Annotated in this window: 17 protein-coding genes and 4 tRNA genes; 11 read left to right on the top strand and 10 right to left on the bottom strand. The window is 66.9% G+C overall.

The window, feature by feature from the left end:
* Positions 1–9 precede the first annotated feature (9 nt).
* The 5 genes from ACF3M1_RS10805 to ACF3M1_RS10825 are packed head-to-tail and all read left to right on the top strand — an operon-like array spanning position 10 to position 3,093.
* On the top strand, positions 10–444 hold the full coding sequence (locus tag ACF3M1_RS10805) for a hypothetical protein (protein ID WP_394000521.1): 435 nt from the start codon (positions 10–12) through the stop codon (positions 442–444).
* Positions 441–1,055, top strand: a complete 615-nt coding sequence (locus ACF3M1_RS10810; RefSeq protein WP_394000523.1) for a hypothetical protein — start codon at positions 441–443, stop codon at positions 1,053–1,055. Before ACF3M1_RS10805 ends, ACF3M1_RS10810 begins: the two co-directional genes overlap by 4 nt.
* Positions 1,056–1,652, top strand: a complete 597-nt coding sequence (locus tag ACF3M1_RS10815; RefSeq protein ID WP_394000525.1) for a hypothetical protein — start codon at positions 1,056–1,058, stop codon at positions 1,650–1,652.
* Entirely contained in the window at positions 1,649–2,416 is a 768-nt protein-coding gene (locus tag ACF3M1_RS10820; RefSeq protein ID WP_394000527.1) for a phage terminase large subunit, read from the top strand. The genes ACF3M1_RS10815 and ACF3M1_RS10820 overlap by 4 nt, the downstream gene beginning before the upstream one ends.
* Positions 2,404–3,093: a hypothetical protein gene (locus tag ACF3M1_RS10825; RefSeq protein WP_394000529.1), complete on the top strand. Its 690-nt coding sequence runs from the start codon at positions 2,404–2,406 to the stop codon at positions 3,091–3,093. The genes ACF3M1_RS10820 and ACF3M1_RS10825 overlap by 13 nt, the downstream gene beginning before the upstream one ends.
* Positions 3,094–3,165: 72 nt before the next feature.
* Here the strand turns inward: ACF3M1_RS10825 and ACF3M1_RS10830 are convergent.
* The 5 genes from ACF3M1_RS10830 to ACF3M1_RS10850 form a co-directional block, all read right to left on the bottom strand.
* Positions 3,166–3,241, bottom strand: a tRNA-Lys gene (locus ACF3M1_RS10830).
* A gap of 71 nt (positions 3,242–3,312) precedes the next feature.
* A tRNA-His gene (locus ACF3M1_RS10835) sits at positions 3,313–3,389 on the bottom strand.
* Between the two features lie 187 nt (positions 3,390–3,576).
* Positions 3,577–4,683 carry a putative zinc-binding metallopeptidase gene (locus ACF3M1_RS10840; RefSeq protein WP_394000531.1) on the bottom strand — a complete coding sequence of 369 codons (1,107 nt, stop codon included), beginning with the start codon at positions 4,681–4,683 and terminating at the stop codon, positions 3,577–3,579.
* Between the two features lie 9 nt (positions 4,684–4,692).
* The gene (locus ACF3M1_RS10845) at positions 4,693–5,496 is read right to left on the bottom strand and encodes a transglutaminase domain-containing protein (RefSeq protein ID WP_394000533.1); all 804 of its coding nucleotides are present in this window, start codon (positions 5,494–5,496) and stop codon (positions 4,693–4,695) included.
* Between the two features lie 198 nt (positions 5,497–5,694).
* Complete coding sequence (locus tag ACF3M1_RS10850) at positions 5,695–6,459, bottom strand: Bax inhibitor-1/YccA family protein (RefSeq protein ID WP_394000535.1); 765 nt, start codon at positions 6,457–6,459, stop codon at positions 5,695–5,697.
* Positions 6,460–6,610: 151 nt separating this feature from the next.
* Between ACF3M1_RS10850 and ACF3M1_RS10855 the strand changes: the two genes are divergently transcribed.
* Together ACF3M1_RS10855 and ACF3M1_RS10860 are read left to right on the top strand one after the other, a co-directional pair.
* Positions 6,611–6,687 (top strand) — tRNA-Pro (locus tag ACF3M1_RS10855).
* Positions 6,688–6,711: 24 nt separating this feature from the next.
* Positions 6,712–6,788: transfer RNA gene (locus tag ACF3M1_RS10860), tRNA-Arg, on the top strand.
* Between the two features lie 45 nt (positions 6,789–6,833).
* Here ACF3M1_RS10860 and ACF3M1_RS10865 read toward each other — a convergent pair.
* The 5 genes from ACF3M1_RS10865 to grxC form a co-directional block, all read right to left on the bottom strand.
* Positions 6,834–7,376: a DUF4124 domain-containing protein gene (locus tag ACF3M1_RS10865; RefSeq protein WP_394000537.1), complete on the bottom strand. Its 543-nt coding sequence runs from the start codon at positions 7,374–7,376 to the stop codon at positions 6,834–6,836.
* Positions 7,377–7,755: 379 nt separating this feature from the next.
* Complete coding sequence (locus ACF3M1_RS10870; protein ID WP_394000539.1) at positions 7,756–9,078, bottom strand: Na+/H+ antiporter NhaC family protein; 1,323 nt, start codon at positions 9,076–9,078, stop codon at positions 7,756–7,758.
* Between the two features lie 136 nt (positions 9,079–9,214).
* The gene (locus tag ACF3M1_RS10875; RefSeq protein ID WP_394000541.1) at positions 9,215–10,222 is read right to left on the bottom strand and encodes an isocitrate dehydrogenase; all 1,008 of its coding nucleotides are present in this window, start codon (positions 10,220–10,222) and stop codon (positions 9,215–9,217) included.
* Between the two features lie 119 nt (positions 10,223–10,341).
* A complete protein-coding gene (locus ACF3M1_RS10880; RefSeq protein WP_096208707.1) occupies positions 10,342–10,677 on the bottom strand; it encodes a carboxymuconolactone decarboxylase family protein in 336 nt (111 codons plus the stop codon).
* Between the two features lie 68 nt (positions 10,678–10,745).
* Positions 10,746–11,036 carry a glutaredoxin 3 gene (gene grxC, locus ACF3M1_RS10885; RefSeq protein WP_394000543.1) on the bottom strand — a complete coding sequence of 97 codons (291 nt, stop codon included), beginning with the start codon at positions 11,034–11,036 and terminating at the stop codon, positions 10,746–10,748.
* 173 nt (positions 11,037–11,209) lie between these two features.
* Between grxC and ACF3M1_RS10890 the strand changes: the two genes are divergently transcribed.
* The 4 genes from ACF3M1_RS10890 to ACF3M1_RS10905 all read left to right on the top strand — a co-directional run bounded on the left by ACF3M1_RS10890 (position 11,210) and on the right by ACF3M1_RS10905 (position 15,552).
* Entirely contained in the window at positions 11,210–12,883 is a 1,674-nt protein-coding gene (locus ACF3M1_RS10890; RefSeq protein ID WP_394000545.1) for a M48 family metalloprotease, read from the top strand.
* Between the two features lie 304 nt (positions 12,884–13,187).
* Positions 13,188–13,877 carry a phosphate regulon transcriptional regulator PhoB gene (gene phoB / locus ACF3M1_RS10895; protein ID WP_394000546.1) on the top strand — a complete coding sequence of 230 codons (690 nt, stop codon included), beginning with the start codon at positions 13,188–13,190 and terminating at the stop codon, positions 13,875–13,877.
* Between the two features lie 278 nt (positions 13,878–14,155).
* Complete coding sequence (locus ACF3M1_RS10900) at positions 14,156–15,139, top strand: IS30 family transposase (protein WP_394000548.1); 984 nt, start codon at positions 14,156–14,158, stop codon at positions 15,137–15,139.
* Complete coding sequence (locus tag ACF3M1_RS10905; protein ID WP_394000550.1) at positions 15,133–15,552, top strand: hypothetical protein; 420 nt, start codon at positions 15,133–15,135, stop codon at positions 15,550–15,552. Before ACF3M1_RS10900 ends, ACF3M1_RS10905 begins: the two co-directional genes overlap by 7 nt.
* Positions 15,553–15,562: the final 10 nt, after the last annotated feature.

The raw sequence follows: 15,562 nt of genomic DNA on the forward strand, positions 1-15,562 counted from the left end.
GAATCACACATGACCACAGCCACCACCAACGAAACCCGCCTGGTCTACACGCCGCACCCTGTCACCTGCGAAGGGCAGACCAACCAGGTGGCCGAGATGCTGCCCGGCGAGAAGCTGGGGCCGTTCCTGCGCCGCACCGTCGACGGGTGGGCCGATGACATGTGGGAGGTGCGCATCGAGGGCGTGTTCGTCCCGCACCAGATCATGGACAGGGTGCGCCCGAAGGACGGTACGTTGATCGAGGTCCGCGGCGTCGCGAAGAAGCAGGCGCTCTACATCATCGCGTTCGCGGCGCTCACGTACTTCACGTTCGGCCTAGGCACCGCTGCGGCCGGCGGCTGGGCTGGCGTGGGCGCAGCGGTGGGCGGTGGATTCGCTGGCGCTGCGTTGTCGGTGGCTGTCTACGCGGCAGGTCCGGCGATCGGCGGGAAGGTGATCCGATGAGCATCTGCAACGTCGCAATTACCCCCGGCAAGATTTTGGTCGCGGTCGACACCGCGGTCGCCGGCTGTCGCATCGGCGATGCCCCCACCACCGGTCACATGCAGAAGGCCGTGATCGTGGGAGACACCGTAATCGCCAGCCGTGGCGGCATCTCGAATCTCTACTTCGCCGCGTTTCAAGCGATGTCGATCGAGACATATCTCGACATCGACGTACTCGCCGCCTCGCTGCCGGTGCTCTTGGCGCGTGCCCACACTCAGACCTTGCAGGCGCGTGCCCATGCTGGTGGGGTGGCCAATAGCCACGCAGAGGGCTGCGAGATGACCGTCGCCGGATGGTCGCCGCAGACCGGTCAACCGCGCGCCCTGATTGCCACCATGACGCCGGACGGCCGTTGCATGGTCGAGCAGATCCACAGCACGTGCGCAGGCCCCGACTTCCCGGGCGGATCTTCGGCCGACCTCAGCACGCCGGGTGCAATGCTGACCGCAGCGCGCGCGCAGGTGGAAGCCTTCGCCAAGGTGGATCCGAATGCGCCGATCGGTGGCGAGCTTGTGCTCTACGAGCTGATGCAGGGCGGCGTGATCGTCCGGAAGATGGGAGCGATCTAAGTGACCGCCGGCCGCAAATCCATCATCGCCGAGCATCCCGACCGTGCCGCAATCGAACTGGCGCTCGCCAATGGCGTGAGTCAGACCGCGTTGTCGAAGCGGTACGGGCTCGACCAGTCGATTCTGTCGCGCTACCGCGCGCGCATGGATCCTGACCTGGTGAAGCGCCTGCGTGTGCGGCCTGCGCGGTCCGATGAGGAGCTGGCGCACATCCGCGAGCTGGAATCGAAAAGCCTGCTGGACCATTTGATTTTGATCCGCGGCCGGCTGTACTGCAATGCAGATAGGTCTGTGCGGATCGGTGACGACGCGGGCGAGCGCGCCGCGCTATCGGAGGCCGGCAAGGCATCGGAGCGCATCGCAAAGCTGCTGGGGGAAATGGGTTCCGTGATCCGCCACGATCACCGTCATCTGCACCTGGCCGCGTCACCCGAGTGGCACGCGGTCCGCACTGAACTGACACGCGCACTCCGCCCGTTCCCGGAGGCCCATGGCGCTGTCATCGCCGCGCTACAGCGCGCCGAGGCAATGGCGGCACAGGGGCAGGACGTCATCGCCCAGGAATCGGCGCGCGTGCTCGAGCACATGAACGCATGAGCGGCATTGCTGCCGACTTCGCGCTGGCCCTGGATCCGCCCGCCATCTTCCGCGCCGCCGGCATGGAGGCCGACCCCTGGCAGGACGGCGTGTTGCGCAGCGATCACCCGCGGCAACTGCTGTTGTGCAGTCGCCAGAGCGGCAAGAGCACGACCGTGGCCGGCCTGGCTGTACATTCCGCGCTGTTCGATCCGGGCCTGGTCCTGATATTTGCGCCTGCGCAGCGTCAGTCGACCGAGCTGTTCAAGAAGGTGGCCACGTTCTATCGCAGCTTGGAGGGCGTACCGGAGCCGGTGCGCGTGACTGAGACCAAGATGGAGCTACCCAATGGGAGCCGCATCATCGCCCTGCCCGGCAACGAGGCCACCACGCGCGGATACAGCGCACCGCGGTTGATCCTGGTCGACGAGGCCAGCCGCACGGAGGACGCGCTCTACGGCTCCCTGCGGCCGATGCTGGCGACGACAAGCACGCAGGCCGATCAAGGTCGCATGGTTTGCCTGACGACGCCCTGGGGCAAGCGTGGATGGTTCTACGAAGCGTGGGAGCACGGGGGCGACTCTTGGCAGCGCACGCGCATCACCGCGCACCAATGCCCGCGCATCTCGGCTGAGTGGCTGCAAGAGGAGCGCCGCATGGTCGGCGACTTCATCTTCAAGCAAGAGTATCTGTGCGAGTTCGTCGACACGGAAGAACAGCTGTTTCCAACTGAATTGATTGAGCGGGCTGTCCGGCCTGCAGGGGGTCCGTTGTGGGCGATCTAGCCTGGTATCTGGAAGAAAAGCGAGAGTTCGTCGTCGGCGTCGACCTGGGCCAAGCCCATGACCCCACCGCGATCGCGGTCATCGAGCACGTATGGGTCGAGGCCAATGCCATCTACTCGGGCAAGGTCAGTGCGTCGGAGGCTGCGGAATGGCGCAGTGAAGCGCGTGCGATCCCGGAGCAGTTCAACGTGCGCCATCTCGAGCGGCTGCCACTGGGAACGCACTACCCGGCACAGGTGGCCCACATCGCCGAGATGGTGCGGCGTGCGCCGCTCAAGGATGCGCGCGTGTTCTACGACTTCACGGGCGTGGGCCGCCCGGTGGGCGACCTGCTGCACGACGCGAAGATCCGGAACCTCAACCGCGTGAACCTGACCGGCGGCAAGGATTCGACCGCACAGGGCGATCGGCACTCGGTGTCGAAGGTCGATCTAGTGAGCCGTCTGCAGGCCGCGCTACATACCGGCGAGCTCGCGATCGAGCAGGATCTCGCCGACGCGGCGACCCTGGCGCGCGAGCTGGCCGACTACCGGCTCAACTTCACCCAGGCCGGCAATGCGCAGTTCAACGCCCGCTCGGGCGCCCACGATGACTTGCTGATCGCGACGGGCCTGGCGCTGTATGGCGCGCAGAGGCCGCGACCGGCCACACGCATCAATATCGGGTTCGCGGCTTAGTACACCGGCTGTACACGCGGGATCCAGACAAAGAAAAAGGGGCTACGTTTGCACGTAACCCCTTGTTCTAACTGGTGGGCCGTCAAGGATTCGAACCTTGGACCTATTGATTAAGAGTCAACTGCTCTACCAACTGAGCTAACGGCCCGATAAATCGGCCGCGCAGTATAGCAAGTCCGCGCGGCTCAGCAACCCAAATCCTGCAGTTGCTTCTGACACTGGGGTGGAAGACGGGATTTGAACCCGCGACCCCCGGAATCACAATCCGGTGCTCTAACCAACTGAGCTACATCCACCAGAAATCGTTTGTCCGCCTGGAGACCAGCCCCGCGACGAGCCGCGCATTCTATCCGATTCGTCCGGAAACGGAATGCCCGGAGCGAAAAAATTCGCTGCGGCCGGCGCGAAGTGTAGCGCGCGTCCAGGTGAAATGGCACCGGCATGGCCCGCGCGCGGGTGCCGGCCTGCGCACGCGCCAAGGGTTCAGGAGGGCGCACCGACCGCATGCGGGCCCGCAAACGGCGCCCTGCCCGCCGCGTGACGCCGGATCAGATCGTGGATGTAGGCCATCTTGACGACCACGGCCGGCGCGATCACGAACGGATACAGATCCGGCTGCCCCATTGCGCGGTTGAGGCTGTTGACCGCGTAGGTCAGCGGCAGCCAGGCATCGATCAGGCGCTGGACATTGACCACGTGGAAGGGATCAGGCGCCGGACGCGTGTCCATCGATGCATCCTCGGACACGTCCGGAACCACGCGGATACCGAACGCCGAGGCCATCTCGAGCGTGTCGACCATGTGCAGGTAGTGAGCCCAGGTTTCTGCCCAGTCTTCCCAGGCGTGCATCGTGGCGTAGCTGCTGACGTAGCTGGCCTGCCAGTCCTCCGGCGCGCCATTGGCGTAGTGCGAGGCCAGCGCTTCGCCGTAGTCGCGCCGGTCGTCACCGAAGACGGCCCGACAGCGTTCGAGCTCCGCCTCGCCCGCGTCGCGGACCAGGCGATCCCAGTAGTAGTGGCCGATCTCGTGCCTGAAGTGCCCGAGCAGCGTGCGGTAGGGCTCGCCTAGCTCGATGCGCAGCCGCTCGCGCGCAAGGTCGTCGGCTTCGGACAGCGCGATCGTGATGTGGCCGTTGTCGTGCCCGGTCATCACCTTCGGGCCGCGACGCGGATCCGCGAGGAAATCGAACGACAGCGGCTGCGGATCCCCGCTGTTGGGATCCGGCGTCGGCAGATGCAGCCGCAGCAATGTGTAGAACAGGCGCCGTTTCGCCGTCTCGATACGTCGCCAGGCGTCGAGCCGCTCGGGAATGCCGAGATCGGGGACCGTACGGTTGTGGCGACAGGCCCGGCAGTAGCGCGCCCGATCGCCCACCGGCAGCATCCAGTTGCACGCCGAATGATCGGCATTGCGGCAGAAGCGGTAGACCCCCGCCTGGCCGCCGAGCGAGCGCCAGTCGTCGCCCTCGGCATCGAGGGCTTCGAGCGTCAGGCCGTCGGGGAAAAACCCGAGACGCCGGCCGCACCGCAGGCACTCGGTGTTCTCGAAATACAGCACCTGCTCGCATTGCGAGCACTTGAACAATCGCATCGGAGGCCTTCAGTCCGCCGGCGCGTCGCCGTCGATCTCGGTCCACACCCGGATCGACAGCGTCCGCAGCGGACGGTACGTGGTGAGGAAGGCGACATCGGCCGCATCGCGCCCATGCGCGATGACCACGCGCCCGCCACGGGGCGCGGCCTGGGTCGCATCGAACGCATACCAGGCATCGCCCAGATACGCCTCGAACCAGGCGTGCATGTCCATGGGCTTGAGCGCATGCAGCCAGCCCACGACCATCCGCGCGGGGATATCCAGCGCGCGGCACAAGGTGATACCTACGTGGGCGAAATCGCGGCAGACGCCGGCGCCCTGCTCCAGCGTCTGCTGGGCATCGGTGCTGGAATCGCTGGTGCCGTAGCGATACGCCAGGTGGCCGTGAATCCAGGCCCGGATGGCTTCGGCCTGTGCGTACCCTGCCGGCGCGTCGCCGACCACGGCCTTCGCCCGCTGCCACATCGCGGCGCGGTCGGACGGGCAGTAACGGCTCGGCAGCAGGAACTGCAGCGTCTCGTCGGGAAGCGTCGCCGGGTCGTTGGCCGGCGCCATCGGCGCGACGGGTAGATCGTCTGCAGTATCGACCACCGACTGCACCTGCAACCGCGTCAGACCCTCGGGCAACGTGAAGCGCTGGCAGCGGTTTCCGAACCCGTCCACATATTCGGCGAACGCATGGGCCGGATCGAAGCCATCCCGGTCATTGACGCGCCAGAGCACGCCACCGGAGCGCGGACGCAGCATGGCCTGCACGGGGCTGGGCGCCTCGGTCTCGATCGAGAGTTCGCAGCCGGTGAGCAGGCGCATGGCGGGATGTTCCGGAATGGTGCGCAAGCGTAGGCAGCGGACTGTGGAGTGCGCGTGCAGGGTTGGAGGATGGCGCGGGCGGATCGTGTCATTGCGGCACGGGCGTCGGGCCATCGCCCCGCGCGCAGCGTTTCGCGAGACCAGAACGGAAACGGGCGCCCTCGGGCGCCCGTTCCATGTCGTTGGCGGAGACCGCCGTCAGTTGCGCGACTGCAGCTTCGACAGCAGGCGCAGGAACTCGATGTACAGCCAGACCAGCGTCACCATCAGCCCGAATGCGCCGTACCACTCCATGTACTTCGGCGCGCCCTGCTCGACGCCGGTTTCGATGAAATCGAAGTCCAGCACGAGGTTCAGCGCTGCGATCACGACCACGAACAGGCTGAAGCCGATGCCGACCAGACCCGATTCGTGGATCAGCGGGATCGACACGCCGAAAAAGCCCAGCGCGATCGTCGCCAGATAGACCAGCGCGATGCCGCCCGTCGCGGCGACCACGCCCAGCTTGAAGTTCTCGGTGGCCTTGATCAGGCCGCTGCGGTAGGCGAACAGCAGTGCGAACAGCGTGCCGAAGGTCAGCATCACCGCCTGCAGCACGATGCCTTCGTACATGAAGTTGTACATCGCCGAGATCGCGCCGAGGAAGAAGCCCTCGACGAGCGCGTACAGCGGCGCGGTCACCGGCGCCCATTCCTTCTTGAATACGGTGACCATCGCGATGACGAAGCCGCCGATCGCACCGCCCCACATGTAGATCCCGAAGCCCGGCTGCGGACGGCCGTCGACGCCGAACTCGACCTGTGACCAGGCGAATGCCGCGGTCAGCACGGTCAGCAACAACAGGAATCCGGTCTTGCTGATCGTGCCGTTGAGGGTCATCGCTTCGCCGTCGCGCGAGACGACGCTGCCGCTGGCGAGGTCGAGGAACGTCGATTCCTTGAGGGTCGGATTGCCGCTGCGCATGGAAGAAGGCCCCTGTGATGTCCGTGGAAGATCGCAATGAACAGGATACACGGCGCCGGCGTCACGGTGCCGCGTTGACAGCGCCACGGCGGGTTCCGACAATGCCGCCCTCGCCCGGCGATCGCGCCGCGCGTGTCGCCGCTCGTTCCGGCGGGGTATAGCGCAGTCTGGTAGCGCGCCTGCTTTGGGAGCAGGATGTCGGGGGTTCGAATCCCTCTACCCCGACCATTTTTCCGTTTGCCGCGTCCCTCCGCGCCCGTAGCTCAACCGGATAGAGCACCGGCCTTCTAAGCCGGGGGTTACAGGTTCGATTCCTGTCGGGCGCGCCATCCGGACCAGAATTTCCGCGCGACGGCCGCCGCTTCAGCCAGTGCTCAGAGGCTCGAGGCGTTGGGGGCCTCGCGTCGGATTTCGTCCTCGCGCGCGCGCCGTGCCGTCGCACAGTCCTGGCGCGCGACGACCACCTGTGCATCGGCACCCGACCGGTCGGTCGCCATCGCCTGCTGCACACCGGCAATCTGAGTCCGGATCCCCGATTGCGACGTCGCCCCTGCCAGATCGTTGGCGGCACCGGCCAATTGGGCGTTGAGCGCACTGATCTGCTGCTGATAGGCCGCGGCCCGCCGGTTTGCGGGTCCGAGAATATCTGCTTCCGCGCGCCGCACGCAGTTACGCTCCGAGATGCCGGCAGACGACAAAGCGGTGGATTGCGCAATCGCCTGCCGGTTCCGGTCGCCACCATCATCTGCGCTCGTCGTCGGTGCTGCACGGACTTCGACCTCGCGTGCATCATCCCCGCATGGGGTTTGCGCGTACTCGGTCACGCCATTGGCGCGAACACATTTGTAGACCTGCGCCTGCACGCTTCCAGTTGCCAGGGCAAGGGCGAGAACGCCCAGTCTCCATCCGTTGCTCATGCCATTCTCCTGCGCGACTGGGTCGCGGTGTCTGGACGCGGGTCGCCCGCCTGCATCTCGAAAGCGGCCGTCTCAGCGACTTTAGACCAGGCCGGCGGAAGAAGTGAAAGCCGCCGCGAGCCGCCCCCAACCGAGAGGCCGGTCGCCGATAAGAATGCACACGCCGCGAAGGGAGGCTTGAGGAGGGTGGCGGGCACAGCCGTTTCCGCTTTGAAACAGGCGCGAGACGCCCCTCTCCTCGCCAACCGACTGCGCCCAGCCAGTCGCCTGGACCGGCATAGCAGAGCACTGGGCCCAAGGCGATCTTCGCATCTCGCGCATCCCGGCTCGCGCGCAAAAGGCGCTCCAGGCACCTCGATTCAATCCGGTAGATACATGATCATCGCGACTCTCCAGCCGCCTTACCCGCCCGCCGCCGCGGCCAGGCGATGAAGACGATGGTGGCGACCGCCAGCAGCCAGCAGTAATAGACGCTTCCGGCCAACGCCAGCGGCGATACCGCGGACAGCGAGGCCGCCAGCAGGATCTGCGCGCCGTAGGGCAGCACGCCCTGGGCCACGCAGGCGAAGATGTCGAGCACGCTGGCCGCACGCCGCGGGCTGATGCCATGTTTTTCGGCGATATCGCGGGCCACGCCGCCGCTGACCAGGATCGCGACCGTGTTGTTGGCGGTGAACACGTCGGCAGTCGTCGACAGCGCGGCGATGCTGAACTCACCGGCGCGACGCCCGCGGCGACCGCGCGCGATGCGTTCGATCGCCTGCGCCAGCCAATCCAGGCCGCCGCTGGCCTTGGTCAGTGCGCCGAGACCACCGATCAACAGTGACAGCAGCAGGATCTCGGTCATGCCCTCGAAGCCCGACCAGATGTCGCCGACGAAGGCCACCGGCCCGTAATCGTCCGCGAACACCAGGCCGAACATGCCCGCCAGCACGATGCCCAGCGACAGCACCACGAGCACGTTGACGCCGGCGACCGCGAGCGCCAGCACCAGGAGGTAAGGCGCCATGAGCCAGGGCGAACCGCTCGGCTCGGCGTCGATCGGCGACGCGGCGCCAAGCAGGCCGAGCACGACGGCAGTGGCCGCCGCCACTGGCACCGCGATCCGCACGTTCTCGCGGAACTTGTCGCGCATCTGCGCGCCCTGGGTGCGGGTCGCCGCGATGGTGGTGTCGGAAATGATCGACAGGTTGTCGCCGAACATCGCCCCGCCGATCACCGTGCCGACGACCAGCGCCGGCTCGAGCCCCGAGGCATCGGCCACGCCGAGCGCGATGGGCACCACGGCCGCGATCGTGCCCATCGACGTGCCGATGGCGAGCGCAATCAGTCCCGACAGCACGAACAGACCCGGCAGCACCAGCGCCGGCGGCACGGCCGACAGTCCGATCGACACCACCGCATCGACCGCACCGATCGCGCTCGAAACGTAGGCGAACGCGCCGGCGAGCAGGAAGATCAGGCACATCAGCACGATGTTCGGATCGCCCATGCCGCGCAGCAGCAACTCGCCTGCGGCGAGGCCGCGCCGGCGGGCAAGCCAGACGCCCAGCGCCAGCGCCGGCAGGATCGCGACCGGTGCGCGCAGCTGGTAGAAGCCCATCGGTTCGCCCTGGGCCGTGAAATACAGGCCCGCGCCGAAGAACAGCGCCAGGAACAGCAACAGCGGAGTCAGTGCCAGCGCACTGGGACGAACGGTCATCGGCGGGGTCCGGAACGTGGACGTGCATTGTGCGGTCCGCGCCGCGTGGCGTCATGGCGGACCGCGGGACAGTCGCGCATGAAAAACGGGACGCCGAAGCGTCCCGTTGCGAACCCGCATGGCACCGCAGGCGCGGTTACAGGTGGGCCACGATCGCCTTGGCGAAGCCCATCGTGTTGCCGCTGCCGCCGAGGTCCGGGGTCACGCCGTCCTTCGCTTCGAGCGTGGCGACGATCGCCTTGCGCAGGCGTTCGGCCTGCTCGGGCATCGCCAGATGGTCGAGCATCTGCGCCGCCGCCAGCAGCAGCGCGCACGGATTGGCCAGGCCCTTGCCGGCGATGTCGGGCGCCGAGCCGTGCACGGCTTCGAAGATCGCGACGTCCTGACCGATGTTCGCGCCCGGCGCGAGGCCCAGGCCGCCGACCAGACCGGCGCACAGGTCCGAGATGATGTCGCCGAAGAGGTTCGTGGTCACGATGATGTCGAACTGCTCGGGGCGCATCACCAGCTGCATGCAGGTGTTGTCGACGATCATCTCGTTGGCTTCGATGTCCGGATACTCGGCCGCCACCTCACGCGCGACCTTCAGGAACAGGCCCGACGTGCTCTTGAGGATGTTGGCCTTGTGGACGATCGTGACCTTCTTGCGCCCGGTCTTGCGCGCCAGCTCGAACGCGTAGCGCACGATGCGGTCCGAGCCCTTGCGGGTGATGCGCGTGACCGACACCGCGGTCTCGCCATCGGCCGAGGTTTCCTGGCCCTCGCTGATGTACGAGCCTTCGGTGTTTTCGCGGATCGTGATCAGGTTGACGCCGTCGGCGAAGCGCGAACGGGTGTTCGGGAACGAGGTCGCCGGCCGCACGTTGGCGTAGAGGTCGAACTGGCGACGCAGTTCAACGTTGATCGAGCTGAAGCCGCCACCGACCGGCGTGGTCAGCGGGCTCTTGAGCGCGATCTTGTTGCGGCGGATCGAATCCATGGTGGCCGCAGGCAGCAGTTCGCCGTGCTTTTCGAGGGCCATCAGGCCGGCATCGGCGTCTTCGTACTGCAGGCCGAGCTGCATCGCGTCGAGCACGTGCAGCGTGGCGTCCATGATCTCCGGGCCGATACCGTCGCCGCGGATGATCGTAATCGTCTGGGTCATGTGGGGTGGCAATCCGTACGCTTGGGACGCCGCGGGGGATCGGCGGCGTCGGGTGAGAAAACCCGCCCATTATGCCCGAGGCGGCCATGCCGCCCCAAATCGACCAAGGTCGCAGCCGCTCAACCGTGCGCGTGCGCGTCCGGATTCGCCGCCTCGCCCTGCTCCAGACGATCGAGGAAATCGACCGCCCGGCGCAGGTGTGGGATGACGATGCTGCCGCCGACGACGAGGCCCACCGAGAAGGTCTCGAAGAACTCCTCGCGGCTGACACCGGCCTCCTTGCACTGCGCGACGTGATAGCTGATGCAGTCGTCGCAGCGCAGCACCATCGAGGCGACCAGGCCCAGCAGTTCCTTGGTCTTCACGTCCAGCGCGCCGGCCTGGTAGGTCTGGGTATCGAGCGCGAAAAAGCGGCGCACGACCTGGTTGGGCTCACCGAGGATGCGTTCGTTCATGCGCTTGCGGAACGCGGTGAACTCGGCGATCCGGTCGGCCTCGCCGTCCACGCCCGTGGGTGCCGCGCTCACTGCGCGCCGCCCTCGAGCAACGGCAGGAAACCGCCCTTGCGGTGCAGCGCCATCATGTCGTCGTAGCCGCCGACGTGGGTCTCGCCGACGAAGATCTGCGGCACGCTGGTCCGGCGCGCACGGGCCATCATGTGTTCGCGCGCGGCGGCGTCGAGATCGATGCGCACCTCGTTCCACTCGAGCCCCTGGCTCTTGAGGAACTGCTTGGCGGCCACGCAGTACCCGCAGATCGCACTGGTGTAGACGGTGATTTCGGGCGACGGCGCGCCGGGGGCGGGACTGTTCAAGGCGATCTCCAGGAAACTTCGTGCGCGGATTGTCGGTCAGAACCGGTCACGCCACGATGAGCGCCCCGTTGATGCTGCGTTCCACGCTTAACATGGGATTCACGCCCCGGCGCCGGACTGCGGCCATGCTCGGCAGCCGAGTGGTGCGTTCCCGCCCCTGCCAGCGAGATGCGATGCGATACGCCGATTCCAATGCCCGCCCCATCCGATCGAGGCTGCTGCTGCCGGTCACGGCGCTGGCACTGGCCGCGACCGCGTGGTGCGCGCCCGCGCAGGACACCCGGTTGCCGGATATCGGGTCCTCGGCCGGCGCGGTACTGAGCCCGGCCAAGCAGTCGGAATACGGCCAGATGCTGCTGGCCCAGCTGCGCCACTACAACTACGTGCTCGAGGACCCGTTGGTCGACGGCTGGCTGCGCACCGCGGGCACCCGGCTCGCGTCCTCCAGCGACCAGCCGCAACAGCCGTTCACCTTCTTCATGATGCGCGACCGCAGCATCAACGCGTTCGCCACGCTGGGCGGCTACATCGGCATGAATGCCGGCCTGGTGCTGGCGGCCGAGACCGAGGACGAAGTGGCCGCGGTGCTGGCGCACGAAGTGGCCCACGTGACCCAGTCGCACGTCCTGCGCGGCGTGGAGCGCGCGCAACGCGACCAGGTGCCGATGCTGCTGGCCATGCTCGGCGCGATCGCCGTGGCCTCGCAGAGCGGCAGCAACTCGTCCGACGACGCCGCGATGGCGGTACTCGCGGGTGCCCAGGGCCTGGCCCTGCAGCGGCAGATCGACTACACCCGCTCCAACGAATCCGAGGCCGACCGCCTCGGCATCCGCACCCTGGCCCGCAGCGGGTACGACCCCGAGGCCATGGCCACGATGTTCGAACGCATGCAGGCGGTCTCACGCACCAACCAGGGCGGCGAACGCGAGCGCCTGCCCGATTACCTCCGCACCCACCCGGTCACCACCACGCGCATCAGCGAGGCCCGCGACCGCGCCGAGCGCATGGGCCGCGACACGGTGACCGCGGTGACCACGACGCCGCAGGGCTCGGTCACGCAACGGGTGATGATCGATGCGCCGCAGGCCGCCCCGCCGCGCGCGCTCGACAACCCGCTGATGCCGGTGTCCCTGCGTCTGCCGCCGGGCGCGACCTCGGCAGCCGACGGTACCCAGTTCGGCTGGGCCCGTGAGCGCCTGCGCGTGCTCAGCGCCAACACGCCGGCGCTGGCGATCCGCGAATACGAAGCCATGCGCCGGGCCGGGCCGCTCACCGACGCCCAGCGCTACGGCCTGGCCGTGGCCCGGATGCAGGCGAACGATCTCGACAGCGCCTCGCGCGAGCTGACCGAGCTGCTGGGGTCCTATCCCGGCGATGTCTGGCTGTCGCTGGGCGTGGCCGAGGCCGACGCCCGTGCAGGCCGCACGGCCGCTGCGGACCGGCGGTTCGAGGCACTGCTCGACCGCATGCCGCGGAATCCGGCGGTCGTGCTGACGTACGCGGACCGGCTGGCGGAGCGCAACACGCCCGAGGCCGGTCGCCGCGCCCAGGCCATCCTGCGTCCGCTGCTGAACTCGTCGAATGCCGATCCCGCGTTCCAGCGCGCCTTCGCGCGTGCCAGCGAGATGGCCGGCGACCCGGTCCGCGCCGGCGAGGCCTGGGCCGAGGCCGCCTTCCTCGGCGGACGTGCCGAGCAGGCCCTGATCCAGCTCAACACGCTGAAGAAGCGCGAGGATCTCGACTACTACGCGCGCGCCCGGATCGATGCACGGATCGCGTCGATCACGCCGACCGTGCTGGAGCTGCACCGCCAGGGCGTTCGCGACGAGGATCTGCGCCGCCGCTGAGGCAGCTCCGGGCGCCGCCCGGGGCAGGATGCGGGGCGCGCGTGGCTGTCGGTTCGGGCATTCGGACACGGGGTTTCCAGCGTCGCACCGGATCGCTCGCGCGCGCCTGATAGGCAGTGCCGGGCACCCGGCGGATAGGCGTTCACCACTGGACGCGACACCGACCTCGCGGGCCGGGAAACACCCGCACCGCGGGTCCGTCCGATGCGCCAGGACACGCCCGGACGATGCCCTGTGACCATGTCACCAGCCCGTCATAAAACTGTCGTGTAATGGCGGCGTCCCCCGGTCAATGGAAGGCTCCATGCAGAAGCGCATCCTCATCGTCGACGACGAACCGGCGATCCGCGACATGGTCGCCTTCGCGCTGCGCAAGGGCGAGTTCGAACCCATGCACGCCGGCGACGCCCGCGAGGCCCAGTCGGCGATCGTGGACCGCGTGCCGGACCTGATCCTGCTCGACTGGATGCTGCCGGGCACCAGCGGCCTCGAGCTGGCCCGTCGCTGGCGCAAGGACGCGCTGACCCGCGACATCCCGATCATCATGCTCACCGCCCGCGGCGAAGAGAACGACCGCGTCGGCGGGCTCGAGGCCGGCGTCGACGATTACGTGGTCAAGCCGTTCTCGGCACGCGAACTGCTGGCCCGCATCCGCGCGGTGATGCGCCGCGCCCGCGACGACGACGAGGACGGCAGCGTCAGCGTCGGCGAACTGCGCATCGACGGCGCCGCGCACCGGGTCTTCGCCGGCCAGGAGCCGATCCAGATCGGCCCCACCGAGTACCGCCTGCTGCATTTCTTCATGACCCACCCGGAACGCGTCTACAGCCGTTCGCAACTGCTCGACCACGTCTGGGGCGGCAGCGTCTACGTCGAGGAACGCACCGTCGACGTGCACATCCGCCGGCTGCGCAAGACACTCGAGCCGAGCGGGCTCGACGGCATGGTGCAGACGGTGCGGGGCTCGGGGTACCGGTTCTCGGCGTCGGTGTGAACCTCGCAAGGCGGCCCGTTGCATTTGATCTTCGATCCGCTGCGCTGCACAGCCAACACCCGGAGGGCGCCGCACATGGATGTGCGGCGTTTTCCGACCGAGCCAGGATGGCGAGTCGGAAAATGCCGGAACGAATGAGGGGTGGGGCTGCTGTGTCGGGGAATCGTTTTTCTTTGGTTCCGCGAGTTAACAAAGTAAGTGCAACACCCGCGCCGCCCGAAACTAAAGAGGTGAGCTGGCAGACTGGAGGGGATCACTCCGGCAAGAGACGATCCCTCATGTACAACCAGCTCACCGAGCAGGAACGATACACCTTGTCTGCACTCAGGCAGCAAGGCATGTCCTGTCGCGCGATTGCCCGCGTCCTGGGGCGAAGTCCAAGCACGATCAGTCGCGAGACCCGCCGCAACGCCTGCTTTGCGACGGATGGTGCATACAGGCCAAGCAAAGCCCAGGAGCGCATGAATGGTCGTCGCCGCCGCTCGCGCCAGATTCGACAGCATGGCGAAGCGGTGTACGCCGCTGTCGAGGCTCTGCTTCGTCATGAGCAGTGGAGTCCCGAGCAGATCGCGCGTTGGCTGGCCGAAAACAACATTGCGAACATCAGCCACATGACGATCTATCGCCATGTGCGAGCCGACTCCGCGCACGGCGGCGGCCTGCGCGACGCATTGCGTCAAGGCAGAAAGCGACGCCGAAAGCGCACCTGGGGCCCGGAAAAGCGCGGCCGTCTGCAAGGCAAGCCCATGATCGACACGCGGCCGCCGGAAGTCGATCTTCGCGAGGAGCCGGGACACTGGGAGGGCGATACGGTGAGCGGACCCGCCTGCGAGCGGCAGTGCCTGCTGACGCTTGTTGAACGCAGTTCCGGCTTGGCCTTGGTGGCACCGCTTCCACATCGAACGAGCAAAGCCGTCAATCGCGCCACGCTGCGGCTGATCCGGGAAAGCGGCTTGCCGTTTGCAACCATCACATGGGACAACGGCACCGAATTCCACGGTTACAAAGCGCTTGAAGAAGCGACGGGCGTACGCTGCTACTTCGCGTATCCGCATCGCCCCTGGGAGCGTGGCAGCAACGAGAACTTCAACGGACTGCTCCGCCAGTACTTCCCAAAACGAAGCAGCCTGGCTCGTCTCCAACAGAAGGCCTGCGACCGCGTCGCGCACAAACTCAACTCTCGGCCGAGAAAACGTTATGGGTTCAAATCACCGATCGAAAGAATGCGAGAACTCCTCGGCGCGGTGCACTTCGCGTGTTAATTCACCTTCCGTTTCTTTTGACGATTGTCAAAAGAAATGAACTCGGCCGCGACAGCGGACGAAAGCCTTTGACTCATCTTTCTTCGCTCACGGTTAAAGAGATCAAGAGCTTCCGCTCGCCACGAGCGAGCGGGTCACTTTTCTTTGTTGGCCCAAAGAAAAGTAACCAAAAGAAAGGGCCTTCCCCGACGAAACACATCCGGCGAGTCGTTCGTTCCGGGATTTTTCGACTCGCCATCCTGGCTCGGTCGAAAAACGCCGCCCATCCATGGGCGGCGCCCTCCGGGTCTGGCGGCACCGATGTTGCATCAGGCTTCTCGGAAAAGCGGAATCGCCGACGCGAAGGCAACATCACCAGCCTTCGCGGCAGCCGCCACTCCGACAACAGCAACCTGCGCCCCCACATTGCCTAGACTTGCCCAC

Origin of the sequence: Luteimonas sp. WGS1318, from assembly GCF_043187535.1 — a bacterium.
In the GTDB taxonomy this organism is placed as follows: domain Bacteria; phylum Pseudomonadota; class Gammaproteobacteria; order Xanthomonadales; family Xanthomonadaceae; genus Luteimonas.

Bases quoted from the DNA above. Each gene is read 5' to 3' on its own strand.
- ACF3M1_RS10805 (WP_394000521.1), top strand. From the start codon at position 10: ATGACCACAGCCACCACCAACGAAACCCGCCTGGTCTACACGCCGCAC.
- ACF3M1_RS10810 (WP_394000523.1), top strand. From the start codon at position 441: ATGAGCATCTGCAACGTCGCAATTACCCCCGGCAAGATTTTGGTCGCG.
- ACF3M1_RS10820 (WP_394000527.1), top strand. From the start codon at position 1,649: ATGAGCGGCATTGCTGCCGACTTCGCGCTGGCCCTGGATCCGCCCGCC.
- ACF3M1_RS10840 (WP_394000531.1), bottom strand. From the start codon at position 4,683: ATGCGATTGTTCAAGTGCTCGCAATGCGAGCAGGTGCTGTATTTCGAG.
- ACF3M1_RS10845 (WP_394000533.1), bottom strand. From the start codon at position 5,496: ATGCGCCTGCTCACCGGCTGCGAACTCTCGATCGAGACCGAGGCGCCC.
- ACF3M1_RS10850 (WP_394000535.1), bottom strand. From the start codon at position 6,459: ATGCGCAGCGGCAATCCGACCCTCAAGGAATCGACGTTCCTCGACCTC.
- ACF3M1_RS10865 (WP_394000537.1), bottom strand. From the start codon at position 7,376: ATGAGCAACGGATGGAGACTGGGCGTTCTCGCCCTTGCCCTGGCAACT.
- ACF3M1_RS10870 (WP_394000539.1), bottom strand. From the start codon at position 9,078: ATGACCGTTCGTCCCAGTGCGCTGGCACTGACTCCGCTGTTGCTGTTC.
- ACF3M1_RS10875 (WP_394000541.1), bottom strand. From the start codon at position 10,222: ATGACCCAGACGATTACGATCATCCGCGGCGACGGTATCGGCCCGGAG.
- ACF3M1_RS10880 (WP_096208707.1), bottom strand. From the start codon at position 10,677: ATGAACGAACGCATCCTCGGTGAGCCCAACCAGGTCGTGCGCCGCTTT.
- ACF3M1_RS10890 (WP_394000545.1), top strand. From the start codon at position 11,210: ATGCGATACGCCGATTCCAATGCCCGCCCCATCCGATCGAGGCTGCTG.
- phoB (WP_394000546.1), top strand. From the start codon at position 13,188: ATGCAGAAGCGCATCCTCATCGTCGACGACGAACCGGCGATCCGCGAC.
- ACF3M1_RS10900 (WP_394000548.1), top strand. From the start codon at position 14,156: ATGTACAACCAGCTCACCGAGCAGGAACGATACACCTTGTCTGCACTC.